21 protein-coding genes are annotated in these 12,450 nt (G+C 63.7%); all 21 read left to right on the top strand.

Going from position 1 to position 12,450, the window contains the following annotated elements; genetic code table 11:
* Positions 1-65 precede the first annotated feature (65 nt).
* Entirely contained in the window at positions 66-2,150 is a 2,085-nt protein-coding gene (fusA, locus tag KF708_03610) for an elongation factor G (GenBank protein ID MBX3411779.1), read from the top strand.
* Positions 2,151-2,346: 196 nt separating this feature from the next.
* The gene (gene rpsJ / locus KF708_03615) at positions 2,347-2,676 is read left to right on the top strand and encodes a 30S ribosomal protein S10 (GenBank protein MBX3411780.1); all 330 of its coding nucleotides are present in this window, start codon (positions 2,347-2,349) and stop codon (positions 2,674-2,676) included.
* A 166-nt stretch (positions 2,677-2,842) separates the two neighbouring features.
* Entirely contained in the window at positions 2,843-3,529 is a 687-nt protein-coding gene (gene rplC, locus KF708_03620; protein MBX3411781.1) for a 50S ribosomal protein L3, read from the top strand.
* 88 nt (positions 3,530-3,617) lie between these two features.
* On the top strand, positions 3,618-4,247 hold the full coding sequence (gene rplD / locus KF708_03625) for a 50S ribosomal protein L4 (protein ID MBX3411782.1): 630 nt from the start codon (positions 3,618-3,620) through the stop codon (positions 4,245-4,247).
* A 45-nt stretch (positions 4,248-4,292) separates the two neighbouring features.
* Positions 4,293-4,604, top strand: coding sequence for a 50S ribosomal protein L23 (gene rplW / locus KF708_03630; protein MBX3411783.1), 312 nt, complete (start codon positions 4,293-4,295; stop codon positions 4,602-4,604).
* Positions 4,605-4,690: 86 nt separating this feature from the next.
* The gene (gene rplB, locus KF708_03635) at positions 4,691-5,551 is read left to right on the top strand and encodes a 50S ribosomal protein L2 (GenBank protein MBX3411784.1); all 861 of its coding nucleotides are present in this window, start codon (positions 4,691-4,693) and stop codon (positions 5,549-5,551) included.
* A 93-nt stretch (positions 5,552-5,644) separates the two neighbouring features.
* Entirely contained in the window at positions 5,645-5,914 is a 270-nt protein-coding gene (rpsS, locus tag KF708_03640; protein ID MBX3411785.1) for a 30S ribosomal protein S19, read from the top strand.
* 75 nt (positions 5,915-5,989) lie between these two features.
* Positions 5,990-6,331 carry a 50S ribosomal protein L22 gene (rplV, locus tag KF708_03645; GenBank protein MBX3411786.1) on the top strand — a complete coding sequence of 114 codons (342 nt, stop codon included), beginning with the start codon at positions 5,990-5,992 and terminating at the stop codon, positions 6,329-6,331.
* 45 nt (positions 6,332-6,376) lie between these two features.
* On the top strand, positions 6,377-7,081 hold the full coding sequence (gene rpsC, locus KF708_03650; GenBank protein MBX3411787.1) for a 30S ribosomal protein S3: 705 nt from the start codon (positions 6,377-6,379) through the stop codon (positions 7,079-7,081).
* Positions 7,020-7,436 (top strand): 50S ribosomal protein L16, encoded by a 417-nt coding sequence (rplP, locus tag KF708_03655; GenBank protein ID MBX3411788.1) that lies wholly within the window; start codon positions 7,020-7,022, stop codon positions 7,434-7,436. The genes rpsC and rplP overlap by 62 nt, the downstream gene beginning before the upstream one ends.
* 59 nt (positions 7,437-7,495) lie before the next feature.
* The gene (gene rpmC, locus KF708_03660) at positions 7,496-7,705 is read left to right on the top strand and encodes a 50S ribosomal protein L29 (GenBank protein ID MBX3411789.1); all 210 of its coding nucleotides are present in this window, start codon (positions 7,496-7,498) and stop codon (positions 7,703-7,705) included.
* Between the two features lie 69 nt (positions 7,706-7,774).
* A complete protein-coding gene (rpsQ, locus tag KF708_03665) occupies positions 7,775-8,098 on the top strand; it encodes a 30S ribosomal protein S17 (GenBank protein MBX3411790.1) in 324 nt (107 codons plus the stop codon).
* A gap of 74 nt (positions 8,099-8,172) precedes the next feature.
* A complete protein-coding gene (rplN, locus tag KF708_03670; protein ID MBX3411791.1) occupies positions 8,173-8,541 on the top strand; it encodes a 50S ribosomal protein L14 in 369 nt (122 codons plus the stop codon).
* Positions 8,542-8,543: 2 nt separating this feature from the next.
* Complete coding sequence (rplX, locus tag KF708_03675; protein MBX3411792.1) at positions 8,544-8,894, top strand: 50S ribosomal protein L24; 351 nt, start codon at positions 8,544-8,546, stop codon at positions 8,892-8,894.
* A 45-nt stretch (positions 8,895-8,939) separates the two neighbouring features.
* A complete protein-coding gene (rplE, locus tag KF708_03680; GenBank protein ID MBX3411793.1) occupies positions 8,940-9,509 on the top strand; it encodes a 50S ribosomal protein L5 in 570 nt (189 codons plus the stop codon).
* An 82-nt stretch (positions 9,510-9,591) separates the two neighbouring features.
* Positions 9,592-9,777, top strand: coding sequence for a type Z 30S ribosomal protein S14 (locus tag KF708_03685; GenBank protein ID MBX3411794.1), 186 nt, complete (start codon positions 9,592-9,594; stop codon positions 9,775-9,777).
* Positions 9,778-9,792: 15 nt separating this feature from the next.
* The gene (gene rpsH / locus KF708_03690; GenBank protein ID MBX3411795.1) at positions 9,793-10,188 is read left to right on the top strand and encodes a 30S ribosomal protein S8; all 396 of its coding nucleotides are present in this window, start codon (positions 9,793-9,795) and stop codon (positions 10,186-10,188) included.
* Positions 10,189-10,250: 62 nt separating this feature from the next.
* On the top strand, positions 10,251-10,796 hold the full coding sequence (rplF, locus tag KF708_03695; protein ID MBX3411796.1) for a 50S ribosomal protein L6: 546 nt from the start codon (positions 10,251-10,253) through the stop codon (positions 10,794-10,796).
* A gap of 76 nt (positions 10,797-10,872) precedes the next feature.
* Entirely contained in the window at positions 10,873-11,241 is a 369-nt protein-coding gene (rplR, locus tag KF708_03700; GenBank protein ID MBX3411797.1) for a 50S ribosomal protein L18, read from the top strand.
* 123 nt (positions 11,242-11,364) lie between these two features.
* Positions 11,365-11,853, top strand: coding sequence for a 30S ribosomal protein S5 (gene rpsE / locus KF708_03705; protein ID MBX3411798.1), 489 nt, complete (start codon positions 11,365-11,367; stop codon positions 11,851-11,853).
* Positions 11,850-12,347 carry a 50S ribosomal protein L15 gene (rplO, locus tag KF708_03710; protein ID MBX3411799.1) on the top strand — a complete coding sequence of 166 codons (498 nt, stop codon included), beginning with the start codon at positions 11,850-11,852 and terminating at the stop codon, positions 12,345-12,347. The genes rpsE and rplO overlap by 4 nt, the downstream gene beginning before the upstream one ends.
* Positions 12,348-12,450: the final 103 nt, after the last annotated feature.

A 12,450-nucleotide genomic window follows, 5' to 3' on the forward strand; every position in this document is an offset into this window, starting at 1 on the left:
GTGCGGCGTTGTCTTGCGCCCACCCGACCCGCCCCCCGACAACGTCCTGCCGAAGAGCTCCTGCGATGGCTCGCCAGCTCGAAAACCTGCGCAACATCGGCATCATCGCCCACATCGATGCCGGCAAGACCACCGTCACCGAGCGGATGCTTTACTACACGGGCGCCAGCCACAAGATGGGCGAGGTCGACAAGGGGACGACGAACACCGACTTCGACCCCGAAGAGCAGCAGCGCGGCATCACGATCTACGCGGCGTGCGTCACGTTCACCTGGGGGGGCGTGGTCGTCAACCTGATCGATACGCCGGGGCACGTCGACTTCACGGCCGAGGTCGAACGTAGCCTCCGCGTCCTCGACGGCGGCGTGGTCGTCTTCAGCGCGCGCGAAGGGGTCGAGGCCCAGAGCGAGACGGTCTGGCGCCAGGCCGACAAGTACCACGTGCCGCGCATCGCCTTCATCAACAAGATGGATCGCGAGGGGGCGGACTTCGAACGCACGCTCGAGGAGATTCGCACCCGACTCGAGTCGAATCCGATTGCCGTGCAGATCCCGGTCGGCGCGGGGCCGCCGCACCTCAAGGAGCATTTCCGCGGCATCGTCGATCTGGTCGGGATGAAATTGCTCACGTTCCCCAAGGAATCGTTGGGCAAGGATATCCAGGTTAGCGAGATTCCGCCGGAGTTGACCGATGAAGCTGACTTGTGGCGCTCGCAGATGTTGGACCAGTTGTTCAACTACAGCAATGAGCTGGCCGAATTGATGCTGGCCGAAGAGCCGGTGCCCCAGGAGTTGATGATCCGCGTGCTGCGCGAGGCGACGCTGCACCAATTGATCGTGCCGGTGTTCTGCGGCTCGGCGCTCGACTACGTGGGTATTCAGCCGCTGCTCGACGGCGTGGCGCGCTATCTGCCGAGCCCCGCGGACGTGCCACCGGTCGAAGGCAAGAACCCGAAGTCGAAGCAGGCCGAGGCGGTCATCGAGCGCAAGCCGAGCGTCGGCGAGCCCTTTTGCGGACTGGTCTTCAAAATCGAGGCCGAGAAGCACGGCGACTTGCATTTCGTGCGCGTCTATTCGGGCGAGCTGGCGGCGGGCAAACGCGTCTACAACCCGGGCAAGGACAAGAAAGAAAACATCAGCCAGCTCTGGCATATCCAGGCCGATCGCCGGCAACAGGTCGAAAGCGTCGAGGCGGGCGATATCGTGGGGGTGATCGGGCTGCGCAGCTCGGTCACCGGCGACACGATTTGTGACGCTCAGCACCCGATCCTGCTCGAATCGATCGCCTTCCCCGAGACGGTGATCGCCATGGCGATCGAGCCCGAGAGTTCGGCCGAACGCAAGAAGCTGGCCGAAACGCTCGAGATGATGAAGCGGCAGGATCCCACGTTTCAGGCCCGCGAGAATGAGGATACCGGCCAGACGCTGATTAGCGGCATGGGGGAGCTGCATCTCGAGATCATCAAGAACAAGCTTTTGCGCGACTTCAACCTGAACGTGCGCGTTCACAAGCCGCGCGTCAGCTACCGCGAGACGGTCGGCAAGCGGGTCGAGGTCACGGGCGAATGCCATCGGCAGTTGGCCGGCGCCATGCACTTTGCCGAGCTGCGGGTGCGGATCGAGCCGTTCGAGTCCCCCGACAAACCGGTTCTCGTGACGGCCGAGCCGAAGGTGGGCGAAAAGCTGGGAGAGAACTTCCTCAAGGCGGCCCTGGAGGTGCTCAGTGAGCAGGCCGCCGGCGGCGGATCGCTGGGGTTCCCGTTGATGAAGGCGAAGTTCACCATTTTGGGGGGCGAAACGCGGGAAGGGGAGTCGACCGAGTTGGCCTTCCGGCATGCGGCGGCCGACGCGTTTCAGAAGGGTTTGCAGGAGGCGGGCATTGTGCTCCTGGAACCGATCATGCGGCTGGAGATCGTCACGCCCGAGGAAAATCTGGGCGATTTTGTCAGCGATTTGCAGCAGCGTCGGGCGATTATTCAGGACACGCAGGCGCGCGGACGCAACACGGTGATCGAGGCCGAGGCGCCACTGGCGAACTTGTTCGGATATTCGAACGCGATGCGGAGCCTGAGCCAGGGCAGGGCGAGCTGCTCGATGGAGCCGGCCGCGTACGGTCCGGCCCCACCAGAGGTGCTGGAGAGCTTCTTTTAGGTGGAAGCAACTTCATGGCGCGCGCCGACGGGGCCCTGAACTCGCCGGCCACATTCAGAAAAGTTTTCTGGCAGGAAAGTCGCGAGAGGCCCCGTTGACACGGGGTCGGAATCGGTCTAAATTCTTCGGTTCGCCCCTTTCCGGGCGAGTTGACTGTGCAATTGGCATTTGAGCGTCGTCGAGCGAGGGTTGCAGCGTGTCTGGTCATTCGAGTGAAACGATCCGCATCCGCATGGAAGCTTACGATCATGCGGTCTTGGACCAGAGCGCGGCGGAAATCGTCGATACGGCCAAGCGTACGGGCAGCGAGGTCCACGGACCGATCCCCTTGCCGACCCGCATCGAGCGCTACACGGTGCTCTCGGGTCCGCACGTGGATAAGAAGGCCCGGCAGCAGTTCGAGATTCGCACGCACAAGCGTGTGATCGACATCGTGCAGTCGACGGCCAAGACCATCGAGGCGCTGAACAAGCTCAGCTTGCCGGCGGGGGTGGATATCAAGATCAAGGCGTCGAGTCGGCATTAGTAGCTGCCGGGGCTCGCGTCCTGCGGTTGTCGTCGCTCCGTTGCTGGGGTGGCGTTTCACGCGCAGTTTGACTTGGAAGAGAGCTATGTCACGGATGCCATGTGGGTAGTGCGAGGCCTTTCGGCTTCGGAATCCCACCTGGCGACAGACCAAGACGAGAATGGCGATGGCGATTGGACTACTCGGCCGCAAGGTCGGGACAACTCAGATATTTGATGAAGCAGGGCATGTCGTCCCGGTGACGGTGATCGAGGCCGGCCCCTGCCATGTGCTCCAGATTCGCACTGCCGAGCGCGACGGCTATGAGGCCGTGCAGCTCGGCTTCGCCGACAAGCCTCGTCGCCTGGCGATTCGCAGCCAGCGCGGTCATGTCGCCAAGCTCGACAGCAAGCGGACCAAGAAGCGTGGCGCCGCGGGGGTCGAGTTGCTCCCCAAGGCGGATTGCGAGCCCAAGCGTTTTGTCCGCGAGATTCGCGGCGCGGCGGGGGAGCTTGCCGTGGGCCAAGAGGTTGGTGTCGGCGTTCTGCAAGACGTCAAGTCGGTCGACATCACCGGCACGAGCAAGGGGCGCGGTACCGCCGGTGTCATGAAACGGCATAACTTTGCCGGTCAGCGGGCTACCCACGGTGTGAAGAAGTGTCACCGTATGCCGGGCTCGATTGGCCGCAGTGCCTTCCCTAGCCGAGTGCAGAAGGGCCATCCCATGGCCGGTCGCTACGGCAATGCCAAGAGCACCATGCGCAACATCAAGGTGGTGCGGGTCGATACGGAAAATAATTTGCTGCTCGTCCGCGGCGCTGTGCCCGGGCCGAACGGCGGTTTTGTGGTCATTCGCACGACGAACAAGGTGTAGTTTCGCCGCCAGGCGTGTGGCCAGGGTCGTGCCCCGAGTGGGCCGCAGCGAACGAGAAATTGGGTGCCCCGGGCACTGGACGGAAATCATGGTCAGCTTGCCAGTCTTCGATCGAGCGGGCAAAGAGGTGGGTCGCTACGAGTTCGACCCCGCCGAATTCGCTCCGCGCATCAACAAGCAGCTTCTGCACGATGCGGTTGTGATGTACCAGGCGAATCTCCGCCAGGGCTCGTTCCGCTCGAAGAGCCGTGCCGAGGTGGCCGGCTCGACGAAGAAGATGTATCGCCAGAAGGGTACGGGCAATGCCCGGGCCGGTTCGCGTCGCAGCGGTGTTCGTCGTGGCGGCGGTCACATCTTCGCCAAGCGTCCGCGCGATTTCAGCTATCGCCTGCCGCGCAAGATGTTGCAGGCGGCGACGCGGATGGCGGTTGCTTCGAAGCTTCGCAGCCAGCAGGTGACGGTGATCGACGATTTGTCGTTCTCGACGCCGCGCACGAAGGACATGGCCGCGATCATCAAGGCCCTGAAGCTCGAAGGTGGCAGCCTGCTGGTCACCACGGCGGCGCACGACGCGAACGTCTATCGCAGCGCTCGCAACATCGCCCGGGTATCGGTTTCGCCGGCTGCGGAGCTCAATGCCCTCGATGTGTTGTCCCCCCGCCGCATGCTGGTCACCAAGGCGGCGCTCGACGCGCTGCGTGCGAAGTCGAAGGCATAACGAAAATGGCTACGCCGTGCCGCCTGGGCACGCAGAGGAAGAACGATGGCCCGCCAAGTCAATGAAACCAGTCTCACGCTCGAGCCGCACCAGGTGCTGGTCCGTCCGCTCGTGACCGAAAAAGGTGTGCATCGCTCGTCGCGGCACAATGCCTATGCCTTCGAGGTCAATCGACTGGCGACGAAGGACGATGTCCGCCGCGCCGTCGAAGAGATGTTCGAGGTGAAGGTCATCGGCGTGAACACGCAGAACCGCAAGGGCAAGGCTCGCCGCAGCCGGTTTCGCGCCGGCCGCACCCGCGATTGGAAGAAGGCGATCGTAAAGCTCGATTCGGAGCATCGCATCGACTTCTTCTAAGCCGGTGAAGCGCCGGCGGGGCCAAGAGTGGCTGTTCGATGCCGGATAGCCGCAAGCAGAACACACGGATTTGAAACGAGAGTGCCATGGGAATTCGACGCTACAACCCGACCTCGCCCGGACGACGCGGCGCTTCGGTCAGTGACTTCGCCGAGATTACCAAGGGCGCGCGCCCGGAGAAGAGCCTGCTCGTCCCGAAGCGCAAGACGGGGGGTCGCAATAACCAGGGCAAGATCACCGCGCGTCATCGTGGTGGTGGTCACAAGCGGATGTATCGCCTGATCGACTTCCGCCGCAACAAGGATGGCGTGCCGGCCCGCGTGGCCTCGATCCAGTACGATCCGAACCGCAGTGCCCGAATCGCCCTGTTGCACTATGTCGACGGCGAGAAGCGTTACATCGTCGCCCCGGTGGGTCTCGAGGTCGGCGTCGAGGTGATGAGCGGTCCCGAGGCGCCCCCGTCGGTGGGCAACTGCCTCCCGCTGAAGAACATTCCGTTGGGGATCGCCATTCACAACATCGAGCTGCAGCCTGGTCGCGGTGCTCGTCTCTGTCGTTCGGCGGGTGTGGGGGCGACGCTGGCTGCCCGCGATGCCGACTGGGCGCAGATCACGCTGCCGAGCGGCGAAATTCGTCGCGTGCCGGCCAACTGCCGCGCCACGATCGGGGTCGTCGGCAACGCCGACCACATGAACGTGGTGTTGGGCAAGGCGGGCCGCACGCGTTGGCTCGGTCGCCGCCCGCACGTGCGTGGCACGGCGATGAATCCGATCGACCATCCGCACGGTGGTGGTGAAGGCCGTACGAAGGGTGGGCGTCACCCGGTCAGTCCGACCGGCAAGTCGGCCAAGGGTGGTGCCACGCGTAACCGCCGCAAGCCATCGAATGCCGCGATCGTGCGTCGTCGCCGTTCGCGCCGCTATGGCCTGTTGAAGCTGATCAAGTAACGAGAATGAAGTTCGTGGCGGCCATCCGGCTGCCCGCGATGGAACCAACGAGAACCTGTGGCCGGTCGCAAGATCGGCGGAGTCGCACAACCGATGGGACGCTCGCTCAAGAAGGGACCGTTCGTTGACCCGAAGCTCTACCTCAAGGTCGAGCGATTGAACGAAACGGGGGCGAAGGAACCGATCAAGACTTGGGCTCGCGCCTGCACGATCGTGCCGGAGTTCGTCGGGCATACGTTCATGGTCCACAACGGCCGAAATCACGAGCGCGTTTTCGTGACCGAGGAGATGGTGGGGCACAAGCTGGGCGAGTTTTCCCCGACCCGCACTTTCCGTGGTCACGGCAGCAAGGGCAAGCGTTAGTCGCGCGGGGCGCGCGCCGGGCTGGGGTCCGGCCGGTTGGAATACACGTCAGTCGATTCGGTAAGGACGAAAGCCATGGCCTACACAGCGACCTATCGCTTCGCCCGGATGAGTGCCCGCAAGGTGCGTCCGCTGGCGGATCTGATTCGCGGCAAGCATGCCGACGAGGCGCTCGATCTGCTGCGTTATCAGCCGCAGCGAGGGGCGCGATTGGTCGAGAAGGTGCTGAAGAGTGCCTTGGGCAACGCCGAGGATCGCCGCGCCCAGAACGTGAACAACCTGATCGTCACCGACGCCCGCGTCGATGGTGGTCCGATGCTGAAGCGCGTGCGTCCGCGAGCGCGAGGCATGGCGTTTCTCATCAAGAAGCGTTCGTGCCACATTCGTGTTTCCGTGGGTGAGCCCGATCAAGAATGAGTCGAGCCCGGTCTCGCACCGGGTGAACCGCCAGGAACAAGTTCGATGGGACAAAAAGTCAATCCCGTTGGTTTTCGCACCGGCATCATGGTGGGCTGGAAGAGCCGCTGGTTCGCGTCGAAGCGCGAATTCGCGGAACTGCTGGTCGAAGACCACAAGATCCGCAAGTTCATCAAGAAGGAATACCGCTACGCGGGCATTCCGAAGATCGAGATCGAGCGGACGCGGGACGAGGTGAAGGTGGTGCTCTTCACGGCCCGGCCCGGTGTGATCATCGGCCGCAAGGGGCAGGAAGTGGAGCGTCTGCAGGAGCGTTTGCAGGGGCTGATTCACCGCCGCGTGAACATCAAGATTGAAGAGGTCGCGCGACCCGAGATTCAGGGTCAGCTCGTGGCCGAGGACATCGCCGAGCAGTTGGGCAAGCGAGCCAGCTTCCGCCGGACGATGAAACGGTCGCTCGAGCAGACGATGGAAGCGGGCGCCAAGGGGATCAAGATTCAGCTCTCTGGCCGCCTGGGTGGCGCCGAGATGTCGCGGTGCGAGAAGCAGAATGCGGGCTCGATCCCGCTTTCGACGCTCCGCGCCAAGATCGATTACGGTTTCGCCGAGGCGAAGACCGCGCAGGGACACATTGGCGTCCAGGTGTGGGTCAACCAAGGCATGTATCACGAAGATCAGGAGACGCTCGATGGCCCTGATGCCCAAGAGAGTCAAGCACCGAAAAAGCCAAAGAGGGCGTATAAGAGGTGAAGCCCAGCGCGGCAATCGCGTGGTGTTTGGCGACTTCGGCTTGCAGGCGACGCAGGGCGGATGGCTGAGCGCCCAGACGATCGAGGCGGGTCGTATCGCGGCGCAGCAGTACCTGCGCACCGAGGGCCGGCTCTACGTCCGCGTGTTCCCGCATAAGCCGATCACGTCGATCCCGCTCGAAACCCGCATGGGTAAGGGTAAGGGGGAGCCGGAGTTCTGGGCGGCGGTGATCAAGCCGGGCACCGTGCTGTTCGAGATCTCCGGGGTCGCGGAAGAGGCCGCGCGTCTGTGCTTCCAGCGCCTGGCGCACAAGATGCCCGTGCGCGTGCGATTCGTGCGGCGGCGGGCCGTGTAGGCCAGGCCGGCGGGACCGGACGACGAGACGAGACAGATTTCGAGAGTGAGTGTGAAGCGATGGCCAAGGCCAAAGAATTGCGGGACATGAGCGACGAGCAACTGGGGCTGACGCTCAAGGATGCGGTCGAGCATTTGTTTCGCCTGCGGGTGCGCTCGCACACCGAACGGACCAGCGGTTCGAGCGAGAAGCGTTCCTACCGTCGATTGATTGCCCGGATCAAGACCATTCAAGGCCAGCGTGCCGCCAAGGCGGCGAGCAGCAACTAGCGTGTCGCGTCGGCGACAGGTGGCCTCTCCGCTGCCGGTCGATGCCCGAGAGTGCAGGAAAGAATCACCATGCCGAAGAAAGTCGTCATCGGAGTCGTCACGAGCGACAGTGCCCCGAAGTCGCGGCGCGTCTCGATCGAGCGGCTCGTCAAGCACGCGAAGTACGGCAAGTACATGCGTCGCCGCACGCGCTGCCACGTTCACGACGAGCAGGAAGAGTCGCACCTGGGCGACACGGTCGAGATCGTCGAGTGCCGGCCCCGCTCGGCGAACAAGCGCTGGGAGCTGGTACGCGTGGTGAGCAAGAGCCGGGCGGTCGATATCGCGGCCATGCGTGCCGCGGCCAAGGCCGAGGCGGCGGCGGCAGCAGCAGCGGCGGCCGAGCAGAAATAGCGGGACGTGCGCTCCTCGCCTCGCGGCGAGTGCGAGCAGGCAAGAACGATACGAAGAGTTTAGGTGCGTGAACCATGATCCAGATGCAAACGCGGCTTACCGTGGCCGACAACACCGGTGCCAAGGAAGTCATGTGCATCAAGGTCCTTGGCGGTACCCACCGTCGCACGGCGGGGCTGGGGGACATCATCGTCTGTAGCGTGAAGAGCGTCATTCCCGGCAGCGACATCAAAAAAGGTGCCGTGGTCAAGGGGGTGATCGTGCGTTGCCGCAAGCCGACGCGTCGGCCCGACGGCAGCTACGTCCGCTTCGACAGTAATGCCCTGGTGCTGATCGACAACGACCAGAACCCGCGTGGCACGCGCATCTTCGGCGCGGTGGCCCGCGAGCTGCGTGAACGCAATTTCATGAAGATTGTGAGCCTCGCGAGCGAGGTGATTTAACCATGCATATTCGAGTCAACGATACCGTCGAAGTCATCACCGGCGACGATCGCGGCGCCCGGGCCAAGGTGCTCGTGGTCGATCGCGCGGCGGGCAAGCTGGTGGTCGAGGGCGTGAATCGCGTGTACAAGCACGTCCGTCGCAGCCAGCGCAATCCGCAGGGAGGGCGGCTCTCGAAGGAGATGCCGATCTCGCTGTCGAACGTGCTGCTGGTGTGCCCCTCGTGCGGCAAGCCCAGTCGGACCGGTGCCCGCTACCTGGCCGACGGCAGCAAGGAACGATTTTGCAAGAAGTGCGGAGCCGCGGCGGGGCAGCTTGCTCCCGCTCGTGCTGCCCACGCCCAGAAAAAGTAGGAACGCGGAAGCGCGGCCGGCCGACGCGCCGGCGAAAGATAAGCCATGAAACCACGTCTGCAAGAACGCTACGAGAAGGAACTGCTTCCGGCGCTCGCCACGAAGCTGGGCCGCACGAATCGCCATTCGCTGCCCCGGTTGCAGAAGATCGTCGTCAATATGGGAGTGGGCAGCGCGATCAGCGAGAAGAAACATCTCGAGGACGCGGTGTCGGCCCTGACACAGATCGTCGGTCAGAAGCCGGTGATCACGAAGGCCCGCACCTCGATCGCCGGGTTCAAACTCCGCGAAGGCCAGCAGATCGGCTGCAAGGCCACGCTGCGTGGCGCCCGGATGTACGAGTTCCTCGATCGACTGATCTCGGTCGCGATCCCGCGCGTGCGCGACTTCCGCGGTCTCGATCCGGACGGTTTCGACCACCGGGGGAACTACAACATGGGGCTGTCCGAGCAGCTCGTGTTCCCGGAATTGAATCCGGACAAGTACACCCGCGTGCAGGGGATGAACATCACGATGGTCATCTCGACGAATAGCGACGACGAGTCGCGGGAATTGCTCCGCGGCTTTGGCATGCCCTTCAAGGCGCCCGAGGGTCAAAAGGCCGGCGCCGCCTGAGTGGCGGAAGCGCGTGAGCGAAATCACTGACTTGCCCGGGTCGAATGGCGGCCGCGGGACATAACGACGAACAGGACATTCGATGGCCAGCAAATCGAAAATCGCGATGGCGAAGCGGAAGCCGAAGTTTTCCACTCGGCTCGTGCGTCGCTGTCTGTTGTGCGGCCGGCCGCGTGCCGTGTATCGCAAGTTCGGAATCTGCCGCATCTGCTTCAAGAATCTGGCGAACGATGGCCTGATTCCGGGCGTGAAGAAGGCCAGTTGGTAAGGGAACCGCACGACGATGATGACCGACCCGATTGCCGACATGTTGACCCGTCTCCGCAATGCGGTGCGCGTCGAACGCCCTCATGTCGAGATGCCGGTTTCCAAAGTGAAGCGCGGCCTCGCCGAGGTGCTCAAGCGCGAAGGCTACATCTGGGACTGGGAAGAAGTCGAATCCCAGCCGGTGAAGCAGTTGCGCATTCACCTCAAGTACGGACCGAACGGCGAGCGCGTCATTCGGCACATTCGCCGCGTCAGCAAGCCGGGGCGCCGCGTGTACAGCGGCCACGGCACGCTGCGGCCGGTGTTGAACGGCCTGGGCATCTCGATCATCAGCACCAGCCGCGGCGTGATCAGCGACCGCGAGGCGCGACAGCGCAAGCTGGGGGGCGAAGTGTTGTGCGAGTTGTACTAGTTGCCAGCAGCACGCACCCGCCTGTAGCAAACACGAACACGTAACGACAAGGCTCATTCGTCATGTCCCGTATCGGCAAGAAACCGGTTTCCATTCCCGGCGGCGTCAAGGCCGGCATCGAGGGACGCACCGTCTCGATTGAAGGTCCGCTCGGGAAGCTCTCCTGGGAGTTCCGTCCCGAAGTGACGGTCGAGGCCGACGCCGGCGCGAACGAAATGCGCGTCTCGCGCAAGTCGGAGGACCGGCTCTCGCGATCGTTGCACGGCCTGACTCGCGCCATGATCCAGAACATGATCGTCGGCGTCACGCAGGGCTACGAGAAGCGGCTCGAGATCGTGGGGGTCGGCTATTTGGCGGCCGTACAGAAGGACGTGCTGCAGGTGCGTGTCGGCTTCGCGAACGAAGTCCACACGAAGATTCCACCGGGGCTGACGGTGACCTGCCCCGATCAGACGCACGTGCTGATCAAGGGCATCGACAAGCAGTTGGTCGGTCAGTTTGCGGCCGAGATTCGCTCGATTCGCAAGCCAGAGCCCTACAAGGGCAAGGGCGTGCGTTATGAAGGCGAAGCGGTCCGTCGCAAGGCCGGCAAGGCAGTGGTGAAGTAAGCAATCGATCCCGACGTTCGAGCGGCCCGACGCCGGTGGGCGTCGCACGAGCCCCGACGACAACGAGGCGACTCCAGTGAATCACGACAAGACGATTTTCCGGCAACGCAAGCGACGCCGTTTTCGAGTGCGCAAGCGCCTGAAGGGGACCGCCGAACGTCCCCGCCTGGCCGTGTATCGCAGCCACAAGAACATCGCGGCGCAGGTGATCGACGACAGCGAGGGGCGGACCCTCATGTCGGTCAGCACGCAGGATGGCTCGTTGCGTGGCACGTTGAAGTACGGCGGCAACAAGGCGGCGGCGGAAGTGGTCGGTCGCGCGATCGCCGAGAAGGCCTTGGCCGCGGGCGTGAAGCAGGTCTGCTTCGACCGCCGAGAATATCAATACCACGGCCGCGTGGCCGCGCTGGCCGATGCGGCCCGCGGCGCCGGTTTGTCGTTCTAAGCAGCCCGACGGGACGACGAATTACCTGAAGAGAACTAAGACGTATCCCCCCGGCGGCCCGGTGACGGGCGGCCAGACCAGGCGAGCGCCCCCGGCGATCGCCCTATTTTGCGGAGCCATCCAATCGTGTCGAGCGAATCGAACCGCGGAGAGTTGATTGACAAGGTCGTGAAGATCAAGCGTTGCGCCGCCGTGGTCAAGGGTGGTCGCCGCTTCAGCTTCGCGGCGATGGTGGTCGTCGGCAACGGCCGGGCGAAGGTGGGGTGGGGCTACGGCAAGGCCAACGAAGTGCCGCCGGCGGTCGAAAAGGCCGTCAAGGACGGCAGCCGCAATATGTTCGAGGTGGCCCTCGAAGGGGGCACCATTCCCCACATCGTCAAGGGACAGTACGGCGCGGCTCGCGTCGTGCTCGTGCCGGCCAGCCCGGGTACGGGCGTGATTGCCGGCGCCAGCGTTCGCGCCGTGTGCGAAGCGGCCGGTATCCACGATATTCTCACGAAGAGTTTTGGCAGTAGCAATCCGGTCAATCTGGTGAAAGCGACAATTGCCGCCCTGCAGCAATTGCGTACCCGCCAGGAAGTGGAACGCCTGCGCGGAGTCAGCTTGTCATGAATTTGGATCAAGTCCATCGCGGTATTAAAAAGCACAAGCGTCGCAAGCGCATCGGTCGTGGCACGGGATCGGGCCGTGGCAAGACGAGCACGCGCGGCCACAAGGGTCAGGGCCAGCTTGCCGGCTGGAGCCAGCACCCGGCCTTCGAAGGCGGTCAGCTCCCCCTGGCTCGGCGGATTCCCAAGCGCGGCTTCAACAACCGTTGGGCGCTGGTCGTGGCGGCGGTGAATGTCAGCCAACTCGAGGCCGCCTTCGACCAGGGCGCCGAGGTGACCCCAGACGCCGTCCGCGAGCAGGGGCTGGCCACGGGGCGCTTCGACCAGTTGAAGATCCTGGGCAACGGCGAATTGAAGAAGAAATTGAAGATTTCGGCCCATCGCTTCAGCCAATCGGCCCGCGACAAGATCGCGCAGGCGGGGGGCGAGGTGATCGAGTTGCCAGGCGCCGCCCCGGTCGTGAAGGGGGAGAAGCGCAAGGCGGCCGCCAAGAAGTAGTTCCAGACCTGGAATTCCAGACAGGCAGTCTGGCAGGGACGAGAGTCTGAATCGACGGGCGGAGTCGCCTTTTCGACAAGGGCCGTGAGCGGTTACACTTAGG

Source organism: Pirellulales bacterium (assembly GCA_019636335.1).
GTDB lineage: Bacteria > Planctomycetota > Planctomycetia > Pirellulales > JAEUIK01 > JAHBXR01.

What these genes read in the sequence shown, in the direction of transcription:
- fusA (MBX3411779.1), top strand. Translation starts at nt 66, where the DNA reads ATGGCTCGCCAGCTCGAAAACCTGCGCAACATCGGCATCATCGCCCAC.
- rplC (MBX3411781.1), top strand. Translation starts at nt 2,843, where the DNA reads ATGGCGATTGGACTACTCGGCCGCAAGGTCGGGACAACTCAGATATTT.
- rplD (MBX3411782.1), top strand. Translation starts at nt 3,618, where the DNA reads ATGGTCAGCTTGCCAGTCTTCGATCGAGCGGGCAAAGAGGTGGGTCGC.
- rplW (MBX3411783.1), top strand. Translation starts at nt 4,293, where the DNA reads ATGGCCCGCCAAGTCAATGAAACCAGTCTCACGCTCGAGCCGCACCAG.
- rplB (MBX3411784.1), top strand. Translation starts at nt 4,691, where the DNA reads ATGGGAATTCGACGCTACAACCCGACCTCGCCCGGACGACGCGGCGCT.
- rpsS (MBX3411785.1), top strand. Translation starts at nt 5,645, where the DNA reads ATGGGACGCTCGCTCAAGAAGGGACCGTTCGTTGACCCGAAGCTCTAC.
- rplV (MBX3411786.1), top strand. Translation starts at nt 5,990, where the DNA reads ATGGCCTACACAGCGACCTATCGCTTCGCCCGGATGAGTGCCCGCAAG.
- rpsC (MBX3411787.1), top strand. Translation starts at nt 6,377, where the DNA reads ATGGGACAAAAAGTCAATCCCGTTGGTTTTCGCACCGGCATCATGGTG.
- rplP (MBX3411788.1), top strand. Translation starts at nt 7,020, where the DNA reads ATGGCCCTGATGCCCAAGAGAGTCAAGCACCGAAAAAGCCAAAGAGGG.
- rpmC (MBX3411789.1), top strand. Translation starts at nt 7,496, where the DNA reads ATGGCCAAGGCCAAAGAATTGCGGGACATGAGCGACGAGCAACTGGGG.
- rpsQ (MBX3411790.1), top strand. Translation starts at nt 7,775, where the DNA reads ATGCCGAAGAAAGTCGTCATCGGAGTCGTCACGAGCGACAGTGCCCCG.
- rplN (MBX3411791.1), top strand. Translation starts at nt 8,173, where the DNA reads ATGATCCAGATGCAAACGCGGCTTACCGTGGCCGACAACACCGGTGCC.
- rplX (MBX3411792.1), top strand. Translation starts at nt 8,544, where the DNA reads ATGCATATTCGAGTCAACGATACCGTCGAAGTCATCACCGGCGACGAT.
- rplE (MBX3411793.1), top strand. Translation starts at nt 8,940, where the DNA reads ATGAAACCACGTCTGCAAGAACGCTACGAGAAGGAACTGCTTCCGGCG.
- KF708_03685 (MBX3411794.1), top strand. Translation starts at nt 9,592, where the DNA reads ATGGCCAGCAAATCGAAAATCGCGATGGCGAAGCGGAAGCCGAAGTTT.
- rpsH (MBX3411795.1), top strand. Translation starts at nt 9,793, where the DNA reads ATGATGACCGACCCGATTGCCGACATGTTGACCCGTCTCCGCAATGCG.
- rplF (MBX3411796.1), top strand. Translation starts at nt 10,251, where the DNA reads ATGTCCCGTATCGGCAAGAAACCGGTTTCCATTCCCGGCGGCGTCAAG.
- rplO (MBX3411799.1), top strand. Translation starts at nt 11,850, where the DNA reads ATGAATTTGGATCAAGTCCATCGCGGTATTAAAAAGCACAAGCGTCGC.